This window comes from Nisaea denitrificans DSM 18348 (assembly GCF_000426505.1).
Taxonomy (GTDB): domain Bacteria; phylum Pseudomonadota; class Alphaproteobacteria; order Thalassobaculales; family Thalassobaculaceae; genus Nisaea; species Nisaea denitrificans.
On record NZ_AUFM01000011.1, the window covers coordinates 1,864,342 to 1,883,222 of the forward strand.

At 64.6% G+C, this 18,881-nt stretch carries 16 protein-coding genes; all 16 read left to right on the forward strand.

Annotated elements, in window-relative coordinates:
- Positions 1–277: 277 nt before the first annotated feature.
- Positions 278–739, forward strand: coding sequence for a division/cell wall cluster transcriptional repressor MraZ (gene mraZ / locus K328_RS0109785; protein ID WP_028465834.1), 462 nt, complete (start codon positions 278–280; stop codon positions 737–739).
- Entirely contained in the window at positions 736–1,707 is a 972-nt protein-coding gene (rsmH, locus tag K328_RS0109790) for a 16S rRNA (cytosine(1402)-N(4))-methyltransferase RsmH (protein ID WP_028465835.1), read from the forward strand. Before mraZ ends, rsmH begins: the two co-directional genes overlap by 4 nt.
- Positions 1,704–2,075, forward strand: coding sequence for a cell division protein FtsL (gene ftsL / locus K328_RS25755; protein ID WP_051284698.1), 372 nt, complete (start codon positions 1,704–1,706; stop codon positions 2,073–2,075). Before rsmH ends, ftsL begins: the two co-directional genes overlap by 4 nt.
- A complete protein-coding gene (locus tag K328_RS0109800; RefSeq protein WP_028465836.1) occupies positions 2,075–3,811 on the forward strand; it encodes a peptidoglycan D,D-transpeptidase FtsI family protein in 1,737 nt (578 codons plus the stop codon). Before ftsL ends, K328_RS0109800 begins: the two co-directional genes overlap by 1 nt.
- A complete protein-coding gene (locus tag K328_RS0109805; protein ID WP_028465837.1) occupies positions 3,798–5,291 on the forward strand; it encodes a UDP-N-acetylmuramoyl-L-alanyl-D-glutamate--2,6-diaminopimelate ligase in 1,494 nt (497 codons plus the stop codon). The genes K328_RS0109800 and K328_RS0109805 overlap by 14 nt, the downstream gene beginning before the upstream one ends.
- Positions 5,288–6,724 carry a UDP-N-acetylmuramoyl-tripeptide--D-alanyl-D-alanine ligase gene (locus K328_RS0109810; protein WP_028465838.1) on the forward strand — a complete coding sequence of 479 codons (1,437 nt, stop codon included), beginning with the start codon at positions 5,288–5,290 and terminating at the stop codon, positions 6,722–6,724. The genes K328_RS0109805 and K328_RS0109810 overlap by 4 nt, the downstream gene beginning before the upstream one ends.
- A gap of 9 nt (positions 6,725–6,733) precedes the next feature.
- Positions 6,734–7,822 carry a phospho-N-acetylmuramoyl-pentapeptide-transferase gene (mraY, locus tag K328_RS0109815; RefSeq protein ID WP_028465839.1) on the forward strand — a complete coding sequence of 363 codons (1,089 nt, stop codon included), beginning with the start codon at positions 6,734–6,736 and terminating at the stop codon, positions 7,820–7,822.
- Between the two features lie 5 nt (positions 7,823–7,827).
- A complete protein-coding gene (gene murD / locus K328_RS0109820; RefSeq protein ID WP_028465840.1) occupies positions 7,828–9,204 on the forward strand; it encodes a UDP-N-acetylmuramoyl-L-alanine--D-glutamate ligase in 1,377 nt (458 codons plus the stop codon).
- Positions 9,201–10,325, forward strand: a complete 1,125-nt coding sequence (locus K328_RS0109825) for an FtsW/RodA/SpoVE family cell cycle protein (protein WP_028465841.1) — start codon at positions 9,201–9,203, stop codon at positions 10,323–10,325. The genes murD and K328_RS0109825 overlap by 4 nt, the downstream gene beginning before the upstream one ends.
- Positions 10,322–11,458 carry an undecaprenyldiphospho-muramoylpentapeptide beta-N-acetylglucosaminyltransferase gene (murG, locus tag K328_RS23315; protein ID WP_051284699.1) on the forward strand — a complete coding sequence of 379 codons (1,137 nt, stop codon included), beginning with the start codon at positions 10,322–10,324 and terminating at the stop codon, positions 11,456–11,458. The genes K328_RS0109825 and murG overlap by 4 nt, the downstream gene beginning before the upstream one ends.
- Positions 11,455–12,900 (forward strand): UDP-N-acetylmuramate--L-alanine ligase, encoded by a 1,446-nt coding sequence (murC, locus tag K328_RS0109835; protein ID WP_028465842.1) that lies wholly within the window; start codon positions 11,455–11,457, stop codon positions 12,898–12,900. The genes murG and murC overlap by 4 nt, the downstream gene beginning before the upstream one ends.
- Before the next feature lie 2 nt (positions 12,901–12,902).
- The gene (murB, locus tag K328_RS0109840; protein ID WP_205620604.1) at positions 12,903–13,859 is read left to right on the forward strand and encodes a UDP-N-acetylmuramate dehydrogenase; all 957 of its coding nucleotides are present in this window, start codon (positions 12,903–12,905) and stop codon (positions 13,857–13,859) included.
- Positions 13,856–14,773: a D-alanine--D-alanine ligase gene (locus K328_RS0109845; RefSeq protein ID WP_028465844.1), complete on the forward strand. Its 918-nt coding sequence runs from the start codon at positions 13,856–13,858 to the stop codon at positions 14,771–14,773. The genes murB and K328_RS0109845 overlap by 4 nt, the downstream gene beginning before the upstream one ends.
- Positions 14,761–15,636: a cell division protein FtsQ/DivIB gene (locus K328_RS23320; RefSeq protein WP_051284700.1), complete on the forward strand. Its 876-nt coding sequence runs from the start codon at positions 14,761–14,763 to the stop codon at positions 15,634–15,636. The genes K328_RS0109845 and K328_RS23320 overlap by 13 nt, the downstream gene beginning before the upstream one ends.
- Positions 15,636–16,937, forward strand: coding sequence for a cell division protein FtsA (gene ftsA, locus K328_RS0109855; protein ID WP_028465845.1), 1,302 nt, complete (start codon positions 15,636–15,638; stop codon positions 16,935–16,937). The genes K328_RS23320 and ftsA overlap by 1 nt, the downstream gene beginning before the upstream one ends.
- A gap of 188 nt (positions 16,938–17,125) precedes the next feature.
- Complete coding sequence (gene ftsZ, locus K328_RS0109865) at positions 17,126–18,718, forward strand: cell division protein FtsZ (protein WP_028465846.1); 1,593 nt, start codon at positions 17,126–17,128, stop codon at positions 18,716–18,718.
- The last annotated feature ends 163 nt before the right edge of the window (positions 18,719–18,881 follow it).

Below are 18,881 nucleotides of genomic sequence, written 5' to 3' on the forward strand. Positions count from 1 at the left end.
CATCCGCGAGTTCTGAAGCTTTGTTTTGAATTAGTTCGAAAACCTTAGAAAAACCCCGGAGTTGCGCGGTTTTCCCACTTCATTCCCATTGCACTCCACTTTAACCCATGGTATCCCATGTAATCCCATACGGGACCGTACCAGACCCATGCCCACTCCATCGTGGCGGGTCAAACGGACCGGACAGGGGCAGACGCCAGGCAGATGAAGGGTCCGGTGTCTTGCAGGTGGAACGGCAGTCCAGCGGGTGGGGTGCCGGTCGAGAACGGGGGAAGTCGTGGCAGTTTTTCTGTCCACATTTGCGAACAAGGTTGACCGGAAGGGACGTGTGTCCGTTCCGGCATCGTTTCGCAGCGTTCTCGAGCGGCAGGCTTCCTCGGGCCTGATCCTCTACCCGTCCTTCAAACATCCCTGCATCGACGGCTGCGGCGACGAGCGCATTCAGGAAATGGTCGACTCCATCGACCGGCTCGATGCCTTCTCCGAAGAAGCCGAAGATCTCCAGACCATCCTGGCCGACGCGCGGCAGCTCACCATCGACGGCGATGGCCGGGTGATGATGCCGCAGGACCTGCTCGACTATGCGGGCATCTCCGACACCATCATGTTCGTCGGCCTCGGCAAGAGCTTCCAGCTCTGGCAACCGGACGCCTACGAGGCGCACCGGACCGAAAAGCGCCAGCGGGCCCGCGACCGTGGCATCACCCTGCCCATGGTCGGCCGCGGGAGAGACACGTGAGTGGCGCGGTCCATATCCCGGTCCTGCGCGACGAGGTTGTCGACGCCCTGAATATCGCCTCCGGCAAGACTTTCATCGACGGCACCTTCGGCGCCGGCGGTTACACAACCGCGCTCCTCGAAGCAGCGGACTGCCGGGTGGTGGCAATTGACCGCGACCCGGACGCCATCAAGCGCGGCGCGGCGCTGAAGGAACGCTTCGGCGACCGGCTGATGCTGCTTGAAGGCCGGTTCGGAGACATGGACACCCTGGCGCGCGAGGCCGGCATCGAGACGGTCGACGGCGTCGCCCTCGATATTGGCGTCTCCTCACCGCAGATCGACGAGGCCGAGCGCGGCTTCTCCTTCCGCGAGGACGGCCCGCTCGACATGCGGATGGAACAGTCCGGACCGAGTGCTGCAGACGTCGTGAATAACGAGTCCGAAGAGAACCTCGCGAACCTGATTTACCAACTTGGCGAAGAGCGGCTTTCCCGCCGTGTCGCCAAAGCCATCGTCCTGGCACGGACAGGCAGCGCCATCCTGCGGACATCCCAGCTTGCTGAGATTGTCCGCGGGGTGGTGCCGCGCACCCGTATCAAGGGTCGGGAAGGCATCGACCCCGCCACCCGGACCTTTCAGGCACTGCGTATCTATGTGAATGACGAACTGGGCGAACTCGATCGCGGCCTTGAAGCAGCCGAGCGGTTGCTTCATCCGGGCGGGCGCCTTGCCGTTGTCTCCTTCCACAGCCTGGAAGACCGCCGGGTAAAGACCTTCATCCGCACACGCGCCGGCAAGACCGCACGGCCGTCGCGCCATACCCCGGAAACCGGCCAGACCGGCCCGGCACCGTCCTTCATCGAGATCACCCGCAAGCCGATCGGCCCCGGCGAGGAAGAAGAGCGGCACAACCCGCGCGCCCGTTCCGCCCGCCTGCGCGTAGCCGAACGCACCGATGCTCCGGCCTGGGACCGGGAGGCGGCATGATGCGGCGCTCCATGACCCTCTGGCTGCTGCTCGCCACCTGCGCCGGGATCTCGCTCTTTCTCATCAAGCATGAGGTGCAGGAGCGCGAAGACCGGCTGAACGCGCTGCACCGGGAAATCCTGGCTGACCAGGAAGCCATTCAGGTTCTGAACGCGGAATGGAGCTACCTCAACCGGCCGGACCGGCTGGAGCACCTGATCCGTGAATTCAGTGAAAACCGGACAGCCAATCGTCTGCAGCTGACCTCTGTCGACATGCTGCCGCAGCTGCTGAGCGACCCGGACGACCTGCACTTGGCCAACAGAGGCGACAACGGCATCGTCCTGCCGATGGTCCGGCCTGTCTCGATCAAAGCGGGGGAGCAGTGATGACCCACACGCGGCTCGACACAACCGATATCCCGGCCCCGGAAAAAACCCTGAAGATCGAGGGCAACGGCAAGCAGGCCCTTGAACAGGGTCGCACCCGCCTGCTGATCGCCGGTTCCGTCTTCGCTCTGGCCTTTTGCGTGATTGCCGCACGAGTGATCGACGTTTCCGTGTTCGAGCGGGCGGAAGAGCCCCGGCTCGCCGAGGAACGCGGCACCCTGACCCACAAGACCGGGCGCGCCGACATCGTGGACCGCAACGGCATGTTGCTGGCGACCACGCTGAACGTCCCGTCGCTCTATGCCGATCCGAAATACGTCATGGAACCGGCCGTGTCGGCGGCGAAGCTCCGCACGGTCCTGCCGGAACTGGACCATGCCGATCTGGTTGCCAAGTTCTCCGACAACAAGCGCTTCACCTGGATCAAGCGTAACCTGACGCCACGCCAGCAATATGCGGTCAACAAACTCGGCATCCCCGGCCTGTATTTCCAGAACGAGTCGAAGCGGATTTATCCGCAGGGCCGGCTGACCGCCCATATCGTCGGTCGCGCGGGTTTTGACGATGTCGGGCTGTCCGGCATCGAGAAGAGCTTCGACTCCATGCTGCGCGACGGCTCCGATCCGCTGCGCCTCTCCATCGACGTCCGGATTCAGCACATCCTGCGCGAGGAATTGCAGACCCAGATCGATGCCTTCGACGGCATCGGCGCCGCCGGCATCGTCATGGACGTCAACACCTCCGAAATCGTCGCCATGATCTCGCTGCCGGATTTCGATCCGAACCGCCGGGACAAGATCTCCGACGACGCGGTGTTCAACCGGGCCACGCTCGGCGTTTACGAGATGGGATCGACCTTCAAGATCTTTAACACAGCGATGGCGCTCGATTACGGCACGACGACGATGCACAACGGCTATGACGCCAGCAAACCGATCCGGATCGCGCGCTTCACCATCAATGACGACCATGCCAAGAACCGCTGGCTCTCCGTGCCCGAGATCTTCATGTACTCGTCGAACATCGGGTCGGTGAAGATGGCCATGGATGTTGGCGGCGAGCGGCAGAAGAGCTTCATGAAGAAGCTCGGCTTCCTCGACTCCTCCGCAATCGAGCTGCCGGAGCGCGGGCGTCCGCTGTCGCCGAACCCGTGGCGGCCGATCAACACCATGACGATCTCCTTCGGACACGGTATCGCGGTCAGCCCGGTCCAGCTGGCGAACGGCGTGTCCAGCATCGTCAATGGCGGCGTTCGCCATCCGGCGACTTTGCTCCGCAGAGACACAACGGAAATGCTGGTCGGCGAGCGGGTGGTCTCCGAGAAGACCTCCCATGCCATGCGCCGCCTGCTTCGTCTCGTGGTCGAAAAAGGCACCGGACGGAACGCCAACGCCAAGGGTTATCTGGTCGGCGGCAAGACCGGCACGGCTGAAAAGCCGGGACGTGGTGGCGGTTATCAGCGAAAGGCCCTGCTCTCCTCTTTCGTCGCCGCCTTCCCGGTGAACGACCCGCAGTATGTCGTGCTGGCCATGGTGGACGAGCCGAAAGGCAACAAGAGCTCCTACGGATACGCCACCGGCGGCTGGGTCGCCGCGCCGGCAGTAAAACGCATCGTCGAGCGCGCGGCGCCATTCCTGAATGTGACCCCCGTAGACGAAGAAGCGCCTGAAATTCGCCGTTCTTTGATGGTGAAGATCCCTGAAACCAAGGGGAAAAAGGCACTTGCGTCTTTCTGAGCTGATAAATGGCGACCTGATCCGCCACGACCCGCGCACCGCCGCCTTGCTGGCATCGGGCGCGCTGGAGCGTGACGTCTCGGGACTGACCGCCGACAGCCGTCAGGTTCAGCCCGGCTACCTGTTCGCCGCACTCAGCGGCAGCTCGCTCGATGGCCGCAAGTTCATCGGCGACGCCGTGCGCCGTGGTGCCGTTGCCGTGCTGGCGGAAGACGGTACGGATGCGGGCGAAGACACCGTTGCCGTGATTGCCGACGATAACCCGCGCCGGCGCCTCGCCCTGATGGCGGCCAGGTTCTACGGCGAGCAGCCGGGCACCGTCGCTGCCATCACCGGCACCAGCGGCAAGACATCCACAGCCGAATTCACCCGCCGGATCTGGGCCGCACTCGGCGAGAAAAGCGCCAGCCTCGGCACCCTCGGCATTACCACCGACGACGGCACGGACGGCCCCGGCCTGACCACGCCGGACCCGGTGCAGCTGCATGCCGCGCTCTCAAACCTTGCGGATCGCGGCATTGACCATCTGGCGATGGAAGCCTCCAGCCACGGGCTCGACCAGTTCCGCCTCGATGGCGTGAAGGTCGGCATCGCGGCCTTCCTCAATCTCAGCCACGAGCATCTCGACTACCACAAGGACATGGCCTCCTATCTGAAGGCAAAGGCCGGTCTGTTCGAACGGGTTTTGCAGGCGGACGGCACCGTCATCCTGAATGCAGATTCTCCGGAAAGCGCCGAGATAGCGGCTATCGCGACCAAGCGCGGTCTTAGGACAATCCGTTTCGGGACCGCCCCGGACGCCGATCTCCGGCTGATCCGGCGTGAGCCGACCGCTACCGGCCAGCACCTGACCATCGCTTTCGCCGACCAGGAGCGCACCGTCGAGCTGCCTTTGATCGGTGCTTTCCAGGCCATGAACGCCCTTGCAGCGAGCGCGATCGTCATCGCCTCCGGTGTCGATGCCGCGAAGGTCTTCGACTGCCTGCCCGCCCTCGCCGGTGTGCGTGGCCGCCTGGAACTTGCGGTCCGCCACCCGAACGGCGCGCCGATTTTCGTCGATTACGCCCACAAGGCCGAGGCACTGGAGACTGTGCTGACGGCAGTCCGTCCCCATGTCACCGGCGCGTTGCATCTGGTGTTCGGCTGCGGCGGCGACAGGGACACGGGCAAACGCCCGATCATGGGCCGGACCGCCGCCGATCTTGCCGATCATGTCTATGTGACGGATGACAACCCGCGGACGGAAGCACCGGCAAAGATCCGCGCCGAAATCATGGCTGCCTGCCCCGGCGCAACCGAAATCGGCGACCGGGCAACGGCCATTTCCACTGCCATCAAGGCCCTGCAGCCCGGCGATGCCCTGATCATCGCCGGCAAGGGCCACGAGACCTATCAGATCGTCGGAACCGAAACCCGGCCCTTCGACGACAGAGACGCCGCGCGCGCCGTCGTATCAACTCTCCTGGGGGAAGTTCGATGACCGCTTCGCTTTGGACATCGGACGAGTTGGTCAAGGCGACGCGCGGCAACCTTCACGGGCCCGCCTTCGAGATCGCGGATCTGGTTATCGACAGCCGCAAAGTGACGCCGGGCTGCCTGTTCGTTGCCCTGCCGGGCGAACGGGTCGACGGCCATGACTATGTCGGCACCGCGCTTGAAGCCGGCGCAGCGGCGGCACTGGTCAGCCGCATCCCGGACGGACTGGACGGCACCGCATCCCTGCTCGAGGTTGAAGACGTTCTCGGCGGCCTAACAGATATCGCCGTGGCAGCCCGGGCCCGCGCATCGGCAAAAGTGCTCGCCGTAACCGGCAGCGTCGGCAAGACCGGCACGAAGGATTCCCTGGCGGCGGCACTGGCCGCCTTCGGCTCGGTCCATGCCAGCGCCGGTAACCTGAACAATCATATCGGGGCGCCGCTCAGCCTGGCCCGTCTGCCCAAGGACGCTGATTACGCCGTGCTTGAACTCGGCATGAACCATCTCGGCGAGATTTCAGATCTGACCCGGCTGGTCCGGCCTGACCTCGCCATCATCACCAATGTCGAGGAAACCCACATCGGGCATTTCCGCGACCTGGAACAGATCGCCGAAGCCAAAAGCGAGATCTTCGAAGGTCTGGAGAAGGACAGCGGACTCGCGGTGCTGAACCGGGACAACGCACATTTCTATTTCTGCGCCGACAAAGCCGAGGCCGCCGGCGCCCGGATCGTCAGCTTCGGACGCAGCGAAGACGCGGACGTCCGGCTGATCGGTGCCGAATGCGGCCCCGACGGCTCCAACATTGTCATCCGGGTGGCCGGCAAGCAGCTGGTCTACCGGATTGACGGTATCGGCATGCATTGGGCCTTCAATTCCGTCGGCGTGCTTGCCTGCATTCATGCACTGGGTCTGGATCTCAACAAAGCGGCAACGGCCATTCGGGATGTAACGGCAAAGGCCGGACGCGGACGCCAGGAAGAGATCGCCTTCGGCGAGATCGGCCTGCTGCTGATCGACGAAAGCTACAATGCCAGCCCGGCTTCCGTTAACGCCGCCCTCGAAGTGCTCTCGATGACCAAGCCCAAGGGACAGGGCCGCCGGATCGCCGTGCTCGGCGACATGCTGGAGCTCGGCGAACGGTCCGACTTCCTGCACCTCGATTTGCTGGCAAAGGTCTGCGCTTCCGCCGATCTCGTTTTCACGGTCGGCCCGATGATGGACCGCATGGGGCGCAACCTGCCGCCGATGCTGTTCGGTGGCCACAGCGCCACCTCGGATGAGCTTGCCGAACTGGTCGCCGATCAGCTTTCCGATGGCGACGTCGTCCTCGTGAAAGGTTCGCTCGGCATGGCCATGGCGCCAATCGTCAGCGCCATCCGCGACCTTGCTGATTCAAACCAGATAACGCCGCCCAGCGCGGCTTACGGAGGCTAGGGACGCACCATGCTGTACAACCTGCTCGTCCCTCTCTCCGACGACTATCAAATCTTCAACCTGTTCCGGTATCTCACTTTCCGGACCGGCGGGGCGATCATGACCGCCCTGCTGATCGGCTTCGTACTCGGTCCCTGGCTGATCGACTGGCTACGCAGCAAGCAGCGCGAGGGCCAGCCGATCCGCGAGGACGGCCCGGAAAGCCATCTGCTGACGAAGAAAGGCACGCCGACCATGGGCGGCCTGCTGATCCTGATCGCCCTTTCGGTTTCCACCCTGCTCTGGGCCGATCTCAGCAATGGGTTCATCTGGGCAGTTCTGGTGGTTACCGGCGGCTTCGGTCTGCTCGGCTTCGCCGACGATTATCTGAAGCTGACCAAGCGCAACACCAAGGGCCTTCCCGGCAAGATCAAGCTGCTCGGACAGATCGTCATTTCCGTGATCGCCGTGCTGATGATCCAGGACAGCATGCCTGCCAATCTGGCGAACGGCCTCGCCGTGCCGTTCTTCAAGGATGTGCTGATCGATCTCGGCTGGTTCTTTGCGCCCTTCGCCATCTTCGTCATGGTCGGCGCATCCAACTCCGTCAACCTGACCGACGGGCTCGACGGCCTGGCCATCGTCCCGGTGATGATCGCCTGCCTGTGCTTCGCGCTGATCGCCTACCTGACCGGCAATGCGGTATTCGCCAACTATCTGCAGATCAACCATGTCCCGGGCACCGGCGAGCTTGCCGTGTTCTGCGGCGCCCTGCTCGGCGCCGGGCTTGGCTTTCTCTGGTTCAACGCCCCGCCGGCCATGGTGTTCATGGGCGACACCGGTTCGCTGTCCCTCGGCGGCGCGCTCGGCACCATTTCCATCGTCACCAAGCACGAGCTGGTGCTCGCCATCATCGGCGGGCTGTTCGTGCTGGAAACCGCTTCCGTGATTGTCCAGGTCGCCTCCTTCAAGCTGACCGGCAAGCGCGTCTTCCGCATGGCCCCGCTGCACCATCACTTCGAGAAGAAGGGGTGGGCGGAGCCGACCATCGTCATCCGGTTCTGGATCATCGCCGTCATCCTGGCGCTGATCGGCCTTTCCACCCTGAAGCTGAGGTAGGAGCGATGATCGTCTGCCGCAGCAAATCCGGTAAAAGCCTGTTCGTCATGGGGCTCGGCCTCAGCGGGCTGGCTACGGTCGAGGCGCTTGTCGCCGGCGGCGCGATCGTCATTGCCTGGGACGATCGGGAAGACCGGCGCGCCGAGGCCGCACGCCTTGGCGCGAGGATCGAAAACCCGGATCAGGCGGACTGGACCGGCATTGACGCTCTCGTGCTCAGCCCCGGCATCCCGCATACCCATCCGGCGCCGCACCCGGCCGCCGCGCACGCCAAGGTGGCAGGCGTCGCCATCATCGGCGATGTCGAGCTGCTGCTGGCGGAATGCCCGGACGCCAAAATCGTCGCCATCACCGGGACGAACGGTAAATCCACCACGACGGCGCTGATCGGCCATATCTTCAAGACCGCAGGAAAACAGGCCGAAGTCGGCGGCAACCTCGGCACCCCTGTGCTGTCCTTCGCGCCGCTCGGTGCGGACGGCACCTATATCCTGGAGCTTAGCTCCTACCAGCTTGAGCTGACGCCGTCGCTGGCGCCGGATATCGCCATTCTGCTGAACATCTCGCCGGACCATCTGGACCGGCATGGCGGGCTGGCCGGGTATATCGCGGCAAAACAACGGATCTTCGCCAATCAGGCAGCGGGCGCGACGGCGATTGTCGGTATCGACGATGCCGATGCCGCCGCCATCTCGGACACGCTGGCACAGGTGATCCGGATTTCAGGCAACGACAACGAAGCCGCCGATATCCGCTCGGCCGGCACCCGGCTCGTCGAGGGCGACAAGATTCTGCACGATCTGGCCGCCGCGCGCACCCTTCCCGGCGCCCATAATCACCAGAATGCCGCCGCCGCCTTTGCCGCGGCCCGCGCCGCCGGTATCGCCGGAGACGTGATTGCCAAGGCGATCAACAGTTTCCCCGGCCTTGCCCATCGTCAGGAGCTGGTCGCCGAGTGCGGCGGTGTCCGCTATGTGAATGACAGCAAGGCGACCAATGCCGATGCGACGGAACGCGCGCTTGGCTGCTACGCGCCGATCTACTGGGTCGCCGGTGGCCTGGCCAAGGAAGGCGGTATCGCGCCGCTGAAACCCTATTTCCCGCGCATCCGCCACGCCTTCCTGATCGGCGAGTCCGCAGCCAAATTCGGCGAGACTCTGGGTGAAGCCGTCCCGCACACATCCTGCGGCACGCTCGACAAGGCCGTCGCGGCCGCGCATCAGATGGCCAAGACAGAGCATCTCGACGGCGCGACGCTGCTGCTGTCCCCCGCCGCCGCCTCCTGGGACCAGTTCGACAATTTCGAGCAGCGCGGCGACCGGTTCCGTGACCAGGTGCTGCAGCTGACCTCCGGCGCAAAATGCGGGGAGGCACGGCCATGAGCTCGATCGCCCGCACAGATACAAGCATCCTTGGCCGCTGGTGGTGGACCGTGGACCGCTGGACCTCCGGCGCGCTGCTGCTGATCATTCTGTTCGGCGCCCTGATGATCTTTGCCGCCAGCCCCTCGGTGGCGGAACGCATCGGGCTCGACAGCTACCATTTCGTGCGCCGCCAGCTGATGCTGCTGCCGGTCGCTGCCGGCATTCTGTTCGTCTGCTCGCTGATGACGCCGCTGCAGGTCCGCCGGATCGCGGTCGTCGGCTTCATCGGCTGTCTCGGGCTGATGGTCCTGACCCTGATGTTCGGCGCCGAGATCAAGGGCGCCCGGCGCTGGCTCTCCATCGGCGGCTTCTCGCTGCAGACCTCGGAATTCCTGAAGCCCTGCTTCGCCGTCGTGGCCGCCTGGATGTTCTCCGAATGGCGCAAGGATAACGGTTTTCCGGGGCAGTGGATCGCCATCGTCCTGTACAGCGTCGTCATCTCTCTCCTGCTTATGCAGCCGGATCTCGGGCAGACCGTGGTGATCTCTCTCGTCTGGTTCGGCCAGTTCTTCCTGGCCGGTCTGCCGATGATGTTTGTCGGCGGCGCCATGCTGTGCGGTGTCGGCGGGTTGGTTGCGGCCTACTTCCTGTTCCCGCACGTCAACGACCGGATCAACCGCTTCCTCGATCCCGCCGCCGGTGACAGCTATCAGGTCGAACGCTCGCTGGAGGCTTTCCGTAATGGTGGTTTGCTCGGTACCGGCCCCGGCGAAGGTCAGGTGAAAGCCTATCTACCGGACGCCCATGCCGATTTCGTATTCTCCGTCACCGGCGAGGAATTCGGCGCCATCGTCTGCATCCTGCTGATCTCCCTGTTCGCCTTCGTGGTGCTGCGCGGCTTCGCCCGGCTGTTCGCCGAGCAGAGCCTGTTCGTGCTGCTCGCCGGCGCCGGCCTGCTCGCCCAGTTCGGCCTGCAGGCGCTGATCCACATGGCCTCCGCCCTGCAGCTCATGCCTGCCAAGGGCATGACCCTGCCCTTCATCAGCTATGGCGGCTCCTCCCTGCTGGCGCTGGCGCTCGGCATGGGCCTGGTGCTCGCCTTGACCCGCAGCCGCGCGGGCCGGATGGAGGCATTATGACCGGCAAGACCGTCATCCTCGCCGCCGGCGGCACCGGCGGACACATTTTCCCCGCCCTCTCCCTCGGCGAAGCATTGCTCCGCCGGGGTATCTCCGTCGCGCTTGTGACCGATGACCGCGGCGGCCGCTATGAAGGCAAGAACCCGGACATTGCCGTGCGCCGCATCCGCGCCGCCAGCCCGAGCAAGGGCGGCATGGCCGGCAAGGCGAAAGCGATCCTGGAGCTCGGTTTCGGCGCCGTGCAATCGGCCATGCATCTGAAGAGCCTGAATGCCGCGATAGCTGTTGGCTTCGGCGGCTATCCTTCGGTCCCGACCGTGCGGGCCGCCGCCTTCCTCGGCCTCCCCGTGGTGTTGCATGAACAGAATGCGGTGCTTGGCCGGGCCAACCGGTTTCTCGCCCCGCATGCCCAAAAGATCGCCACCTCCTTCCGCGAGATGACCAATCTCTCGGAAAGCGAAGCGGCGAAATGTCATTTCACCGGCAATCCCGTTCGGCCCGCCGCCCTCGCCCTGCGCGGGGAGAAGGCGGATACGGGCGACGGCCGGATGCACCTTCTGGTCTTCGGCGGCAGCCAGGGCGCGACCGTGTTCTCCACTGTTGTGCCGGAAGCCATTGCCTGCCTGCCGGCGGACATGCTGCCGCGCCTGCGCATCACCCAGCAGAGCCGGGCCGAGGATGTCGACCGGGTCAAGGCACGCTACAGCGCCCTCGGCGTTGCAGCCGATGTGCGCCCGTTCTTCGACGACCTGCCGGACCGCATGGCCTCGGCTGATCTGGTAATTGCCCGCTCCGGCGCCTCGACCATCGCCGAGTTGAACGCCATCGGCCGCCCGGCGATCCTGGTGCCCTATCCGAGTGCCTCCGACGACCATCAGACCGCCAATGCCGTTGCCTGTCAGGCGACGGGTGCGGCCTGGATGATGCCGGAGCCAGATGAGTTCATCGCCGAGAAACTGGCAGGCTCCCTGCTCGGCCTGCTGAAAGCACCCGACCGGTTGCATCGCGCCGCGGACGCCGCGCGTGCCGCTGGTACGCCAGACGCCGCCGACCGGCTCGCCGACCTCGTCATCGCCACCGCGCCGGCGCTCTCCGCCGCGACCGCCTCTGTCCAGCAAGGAAGTGCCGCATGAGAGAGATGCCGCTCAACATTGGCACCATCCACTTCACCGGTATCGGCGGCATCGGCATGTCCGGTATTGCCGAGGTGCTGCACAATCTCGGCTATTCGGTGCAGGGCAGCGACCTGTCCGAGAACCCGAATGTCAGCCGCCTGAAGAAGCTCGGCATCACCGTGTTCGTCGGCCAGCAGGCCTCCAATATCGACGATGCCTCGATCCTCGTGATCTCCACCGCCATCAAGCCGGACAATCCCGAGCTTCTGGCCGCCCGTGAACGCATGCTGCCGGTCGTCCACCGCTCCGAGATGCTGGGCGAGCTGATGCGGCTGAAATGGTCCATCGCCTGCGCCGGCACCCACGGCAAGACCACGACCACCTCCCTGGTCGCCGCCATGCTGGACGGCGCCGGGATGGACCCGACCGTGATCAATGGCGGCATCATCAACGCCTACGGCACCAATGCCCGGCTCGGCTCCGGCGACTGGATGGTGGTCGAGGCGGACGAGAGCGACGGCAGCTTCAACCGGCTGCCGGCGACCATTGCCGTGGTCACCAACATCGATCCCGAGCATCTCGATTTCCATGGCGATTTCGACAAGCTGCAGGAAGCCTTCCGGGCCTTCGTCGCGAATATTCCGTTCTACGGCTTCGCCACCATGTGCATCGACCACCCGACGGTGCAGAAGCTGATCCCGCGGGTCTCCGACCGCCGCATCATCACCTACGGTTTCTCGCCGCAGGCCGATATCCGCGCCAGCAATCTGGAGATCACGAGCTCCGGCGCGAAATTCGACGTCATCATCGCCGACCGTGCGCATGACAGCGAGCGGGTGCTGGAAGGCATCGCCCTGCCGATGTACGGCCAGCACAACGTCTCCAACGCGCTCGCCGCCATTTCCATCGCCCTTGAGATGGACATGAGCGACGAGCAGATCCGCACATCGCTCGCCGGGTTCAGCGGCGTCAAGCGACGCTTCACCAAGACCGGCGAGGCCGGCGGCATCACCGTGATCGACGATTACGGGCACCACCCGGTCGAGATCAGCGCCGTGCTCTCCGCCGCTCGCTCCGCCTGCCCGGATGGCCGGGTCTATGCCGTGGTTCAGCCGCACCGCTATTCCCGCCTGCACGATCTGTTCGAGGATTTCTGCGCCTGCTTCAACGACGCGGACGGTGTGATCGTCGCGGACGTCTATGCCGCCGGTGAAGAGCCTATCGAGGGCGCAAACCGGGACAGCCTGGTCGCCGGTCTGCGCGCCCGCGGTCACCGGCATGTCTACCCGCTGCAAGCCCCTGAGGAGCTCGCCGGAAGGATCGCCGAACTGGCCGAGGCCGGCGACCTGGTGGTTTGCCTCGGCGCCGGAAACATCACCAACTGGGCACAGGCTCTACCAGCCCAACTCGAACACGTCATCGGCGGCAGCACCGCCGCTGCCGGGAAGGACGGGCAATGATCATGGCCGCCCGTCGCACAGATACGCACCTCTCCCTGATCGAGCGCCTGCCGGAAGTGCGTGGCCGCTATCAGGAGAATGTCGATCTGTCCGGGCAGACATGGTTCCGCGTCGGCGGTCCTGCCGAGGTGGTGTTTCGCCCTGCAGACGCCGAGGATCTGGCCGCTTTCCTGCGCGACAAGCCCGCGAACGTCCCGGTCACGGTGATCGGCGTCACATCAAATCTTCTGATCCGCGACGGCGGCATCCCTGGCGTGGTTATCCGGCTCGGCAAAGGCTTCAACCAGATCGACTTCAGTGCCGACATGGTGACCGTGGGCGCCGCCGTTCTCGACCTCAATCTCGCCAAAGCGGCCCTCGCCGAGGGCCGCACCGGCCTCGCCTTCATGTCCGGCATTCCCGGCTCCATCGGTGGCGGCCTGCGCATGAATGCGGGCGCCTATGGCAGCGAATTCAAGGATGTTCTGTTCTCTGCCGAGCTGGTGACCGGCGACGGCATCCTGCGCCGGGTTCCCGCAGGCACGCTCGGCATGTCCTATCGCCACTCGGACGCTCCCTCGGACTGGATCTTCACCGCCGCCACCTTCCAGGCACCGGTCGGAGACAGAGACGAGATCAAAGCCGCAATGGATGAAATCAAACGCTCCCGCGAGGCCAGCCAGCCGATCCGCGAGCGCACCGGTGGCAGCACCTTCGCCAACCCGGAAGGCCACAAGTCGTGGCAACTGATCGACGCCGCCGGCTGCCGGGGCCTCCAGATCGGCGGCGCCATGGTTTCCGAGAAGCACTGCAATTTCCTGATCAACACCGGCACGGCGACAGCCGCCGATATCGAAGTGCTCGGCGAGGAAGTCCGGCGCCGGGTGAAGCAGACCAGCGGCATCGAACTGCGTTGGGAGATTCGCCGTATCGGCGTCGGCGGTGTTGCCAGCAACACGAACAGGGGAGACCGCTCATGAGCAAGCATGTCGCCGTTCTGATGGGCGGATGGTCCGGTGAACGCGAGGTTTCCCTCTCCAGCGGCCACGAATGCGCCAAGGCGCTGCGCGAGGCCGGCTACCGGGTGACCGAAGTCGATGTCGATCGCAGCATTCCGTTCCGGCTTGCAGAGCTGAAGCCGGACGTCTGCTTCAACGCGCTGCACGGGCGGATCGGCGAGGACGGCAACATTCAGGGTTTGCTGAACATCCTCGACATTCCCTATACCCATTCCGGCGTCGAGGCCTCTGCCATCGCCATGGACAAGCCACGCGCCAAGGATCTCTTCATGCGGGCCGGGCTGAAATGCCCGCCCGGCGTCGTTCGTTCCCGCGCCGAGGCGCTGGAAAGCGAGGCCATGAAGCGGCCTTACGTCCTGAAGCCGATCGATCAGGGCTCCAGCCTCGGTGTGCATATCGTCCGTCCGGGCGACAATTACCGTCCGACAGCGGAAGACTGGCCGTTCGGCGATATCGTGCTTGAGGAAAAGTTCATCGCCGGGCGCGAGCTGACTGTTGCCGTACTGGATGGCGCCGCCCTCGCCGTGACCGAGATCACCTCGGAACGCGGCTTCTACGATTACGACGCCAAATACGCCGATGGCGGCTCGATCCATATCCTGCCGGCCGCTCTGCCGGAGGCCGTAACGAGCCGCGTCCTGCAGATGGCCGAACAGGCCCACGCCACCCTTGGATGCCGGGGCGTGAGTCGGGCCGATTTCCGCTTTGACGACACCGGCGACGATGTCGGACCCGATGATCTTTATCTGCTGGAAATCAACACCCAGCCGGGCATGACGCCGACCTCGCTCGTCCCGGAACAGGCCAGCTTCCACGGCATGAATTTCCCCGCGCTTTGCGCCAAGCTGGTGGAGGACGCGCGATGCGACTACTGAGCGCCGACAAGAGCAAGACCGGCAAGAAATCCACCGCCACCCGGCGGCGCCAGACCCGGCGTCCGCGGATGTCGGCCCGGCGCATGCGTCAGGTACTGATCGGCACCGGGTTCGCGACGCTGACCGCCATCGTTGCAGCCAGCGGCTGGCACGCGGCCCGTACCGGCGCCGTGGACGAAGCGGCCCGAATGATCGACATGGTCGGCACGGACATCTCGAACGAGCTCGGCCTCGTGGTTTCCGACATTCTGGTCGAAGGCCGTTACCGGACCGAACGCAGCGCCCTGGTTGCGGCGATCGCGACCGATCGCGGCGCGCCGATCCTCGGCATCGATCTGGAGGCATTGAAATCCCGTATCGATGCCCTGCCATGGGTGCGTACCGCAGCGGTCGAAAGACGCCTGCCCGATACCCTGTTCGTCAAACTTGAGGAACGCACCCCGCTCGCCCTTTGGCAGCGCGACGGAGACCTGTCCCTGATCGATGATCGCGGCGTCGAGGTCCCGGGGCAGAACCCGCGCCGCTTCGCCGACCTGCCGATCGTGGTCGGTGCCGACGCACCGGCCCGCGCCCATGAATTCCTCAACCTGCTGTCCGGCGAGCCGGACCTGAAGCTGCGTGTCCGCGCCGTTACCTGGATCGGCGAGCGGCGCTGGAATGTGCGGCTGGATACCGGCGTCGATATCGAGCTTCCGGAGCATGCACCGGACAAGGCCTGGTCCCATCTCGCCAGGCTGCAGCGCGACCATGGAGTGCTTAACAGGGACGTTATCGCCATCGACCTGCGCCTGCCGAACCAGCTCGTCGTCCGGGTTGCCCCGACCGTTTCCAGCCGCCTCCGCAATCCGGGGAAAGACACCTGATGCGCAAGAGCCTCGCAAAGCCCCGGACCGGCACCGTCGCGATCCTCGATATCGGATCGACGAAGATCTGCTGTCTGATCGCGCGGGTCGGTGAGAACGGCGCGCGAGCCGAGCAACATGGTGAGCAGGCACCGAGCCTGCCCGGCATCCGCGTCACCGGTATCGGTCACCAGGTCGCCCGCGGCATTCGCAGCGGCATGATCGTCGACATGGCCGAGGCCGAGGAATGTGTCCGCGCCGCTGTGCATGCCGCTGAAAAAATGGCCGACGAAACCATCCAGCGCGTCTTCGTCAATCTCTCCGGCGGATATCCTCACTCGCAGACAGTCGGCGTCGAGGTCTCCATCGGCGGGCAGGAAGTCGGCGATACGGATATGCGCCGCATCCTCAGCCAGTGGCAGAAAGTCGAAGTCGAGGCGGACCGACAGCTTATCCACTCCATTCCGGTTGGCTACTCCATCGACGGCAGCCGAGGCATCCGCGATCCGCGCGGTATGTGCGGCGACCGGCTCGGCGCCAACATGCACCTGGTCACCGCCGCCTCCAGCGCCGTGCGGAACATCGCCAGCGTGGTCGAACGCTGCCATCTGGGCATCGAGGCCTTCGTGGTCTCTCCTTACGCCGCCGGCCTTTCCTGTCTGGTCGAGGACGAGCGGGATCTCGGCGTCACCGTCATCGATATGGGCGGCGGCACCACCACCATGGCCGTCTTCTTCGACGGCAGCGTGATCTATACCGACTGCGTGCCCGTCGGCGGCGCCCATATCACCAGCGACATCGCGCGCGGCCTTGCCACGCCGGTGCATGAAGCCGAGCGCCTGAAAACGCTCTATGGCAGCGCCATCCCCTCCAGCCTCGACGAGCGCGAAGTGATCGACGTGCCGCTGGTCGGTGAGCAGGACGAGAACCATCCCAATCACGTTCCGAAATCCCTCCTGATCCGGATCATCCATCCGCGTCTTGAGGAAACCTTCGAGCTTGTCCGTAACCGGCTGGAAGCCAGCGGTTTCGACAAGGTCGCCGGCCGCCGCGTGGTCATCACGGGCGGCGCGAGCCAGATGCCGGGTATCCGGGATCTGGCACAGGAAATCCTGGACAAGCAGGTCCGACTGGGCCGGCCGATCCGGGTGAACGGGCTGGCGGATGTTGCCAGCGGTCCGGCCTTCGCGACGAGCGCCGGACTGCTGGCCTATGCCGCCGACCCGGCACTTGACGCGTCCCGCCAAGGGCACGTCGCCAACAAGGAGACCGGAGGCGGCCTGTTCGGCCGTGTCCACTCCTGGCTGAGGGAGAACTTCTAATGCAGCAATTCCGGTTCACACCCAACGCAAGCTCCGGCCCGTGCCCGACACGCCCGGCCGAACGGCCGCACCGTGACCACAAGCAGACCACCGACCAAGAAAATCAGGCCAGAAGGCCGAAATCCCGCGTGCTCCTCCAGGCACGTATCCCCCAGACAACCCTCTAACGCGAGATCAGGAGGCCCCCCATGACCATCAATATCTCAGTCCCGAACGATGATAACGAACTGAAGCCGCGGATTAGCGTCGTCGGCATCGGCGGTGCAGGCGGCAATGCCGTCAACAACATGATCCGCTCCAACCTCGAGGGTGTCGAATTCATCGTCACCAACACCGACGCCCAGGCGCTGAAACAGTCGCTGGCCGATCGCACCATCCAGCTCGGCACCGGCGTGACCCAGGGTCTCGGTGCCGGCTCCCGGCCGGAAGTTGGCCGGGCGGCCGCCGAAGAGGCGATCGAAGACATCATGGACAACCTGCGCGAAAGCAACATGGTGTTCATCACGGCGGGCATGGGCGGCGGCACCGGTTCCGGAGCTGCTCCGGTGATCGCGCAGACCGCTCGCGAAAACGGTATCCTGACCGTCGGCGTGGTAACCAAGCCGTTCCACTTCGAAGGCCAGCACCGGATGCGGATCGCGGATCAGGCGATCGAGGAGCTGACCCAGTATGTCGACACCCTGATCATCATCCCGAACCAGAACCTGTTCCGGGTGGCGAACGAGAAGACCACCTTCGCCGACGCCTTCAACATGGCCGACGACGTGCTGCATTCCGGTGTGCGCGGCGTTACCGACCTGATGATCATGCCAGGCCTGATCAACCTCGACTTTGCCGACATCCGTACGGTGATGAGCGAAATGGGCAAGGCGATGATGGGCACCGGCGAGGCCAGTGGCGAGAAGCGTGCCATCGACGCCGCCGAGGCCGCGATCAATAACCCGCTGCTCGAGGACACCACGATGAAGGGTGCCCGCGGCGTGCTGATCAACATCACCGGCGGCATGGACATGACCCTGTTCGAGGTCGACGAAGCCGCCAACCGCATTCGCGAGGAAGTCGATCCGGAAGCCAACATCATCTTCGGCTCCACCTTCGACGAGAAGATGGAAGGCACCATGCGGGTCTCCGTCGTCGCCACCGGCATCGCCGCCGAGGGCATGGCGCAGAAACGCCCGCCGTTGACCGTGGTTCCGACCAAGGCAAAAGCCGCTCCGGTTAAGCCGGCCGCCGAAAGCACCGCTGCCGCAGCCGCTAATGCTCCGAGTGCCCCTGTCGGCGACATCCCGGCCATCTCGGCATCCGGCGATACTGTTCATGTCGCGGGTAACACTCTGGTGATCGGTGAAACTGACCTCGACAACGCCGCCCTGAGCGCCCAGACCCAGGCCGACACGGCCCGGGCCGAAGCGGAAGCACCGGTTGCCGCGGAGCCGAAGGCCGACGACACCTTCATCGCGCCGCCGCCGGCGGTTCCGGCAGCCAAGGGGAGCCATGAGCCGGACCCGTTCCAGGCTGCGGCTATGGCGAATGCCGGCCGTCGCGAAGACACTGGCGCAGACAAGCCGCAGAGCCTGTTTACCCGGATGACCGGAATGGTCGGCAAGAAGCCGTCCGAGCCGGCCCCGGAAGCCAATCCGCAGCGTTTCGTGGACGTCAATGCGGCTGAACCGAAACAGGCCCGTCTCGGGGCTCTGGACCAGTCTGAAAGGGTTGCACCGGCACGCCAGGATGACGATCTCCTGGACATTCCGGCCTTCCTTCGCAGGCAGGCGAACTAACCCTGAATTTACGCCGTTAAATCAGTGCATTACGGCGTAACATTCAGTCATAAAGAGTGATTTGAGAGCCCCGGGAGATATTGATACATCTTCCGGGGCTTATTTTTTTATTTACCAATATTCCGACCCTAATTCTCCGAGAAATTCGGAATGAACTGCGGAG

What these genes read in the sequence shown, in the direction of transcription:
- ftsL (WP_051284698.1), top strand. Translation starts at nt 1,704, where the DNA reads ATGATGCGGCGCTCCATGACCCTCTGGCTGCTGCTCGCCACCTGCGCC.
- K328_RS0109800 (WP_028465836.1), top strand. Translation starts at nt 2,075, where the DNA reads ATGACCCACACGCGGCTCGACACAACCGATATCCCGGCCCCGGAAAAA.
- K328_RS0109810 (WP_028465838.1), top strand. Translation starts at nt 5,288, where the DNA reads ATGACCGCTTCGCTTTGGACATCGGACGAGTTGGTCAAGGCGACGCGC.
- mraY (WP_028465839.1), top strand. Translation starts at nt 6,734, where the DNA reads ATGCTGTACAACCTGCTCGTCCCTCTCTCCGACGACTATCAAATCTTC.
- murD (WP_028465840.1), top strand. Translation starts at nt 7,828, where the DNA reads ATGATCGTCTGCCGCAGCAAATCCGGTAAAAGCCTGTTCGTCATGGGG.
- K328_RS0109825 (WP_028465841.1), top strand. Translation starts at nt 9,201, where the DNA reads ATGAGCTCGATCGCCCGCACAGATACAAGCATCCTTGGCCGCTGGTGG.
- murG (WP_051284699.1), top strand. Translation starts at nt 10,322, where the DNA reads ATGACCGGCAAGACCGTCATCCTCGCCGCCGGCGGCACCGGCGGACAC.
- murC (WP_028465842.1), top strand. Translation starts at nt 11,455, where the DNA reads ATGAGAGAGATGCCGCTCAACATTGGCACCATCCACTTCACCGGTATC.
- murB (WP_205620604.1), top strand. Translation starts at nt 12,903, where the DNA reads ATGGCCGCCCGTCGCACAGATACGCACCTCTCCCTGATCGAGCGCCTG.
- K328_RS0109845 (WP_028465844.1), top strand. Translation starts at nt 13,856, where the DNA reads ATGAGCAAGCATGTCGCCGTTCTGATGGGCGGATGGTCCGGTGAACGC.
- K328_RS23320 (WP_051284700.1), top strand. Translation starts at nt 14,761, where the DNA reads ATGCGACTACTGAGCGCCGACAAGAGCAAGACCGGCAAGAAATCCACC.
- ftsA (WP_028465845.1), top strand. Translation starts at nt 15,636, where the DNA reads ATGCGCAAGAGCCTCGCAAAGCCCCGGACCGGCACCGTCGCGATCCTC.
- ftsZ (WP_028465846.1), top strand. Translation starts at nt 17,126, where the DNA reads ATGACCATCAATATCTCAGTCCCGAACGATGATAACGAACTGAAGCCG.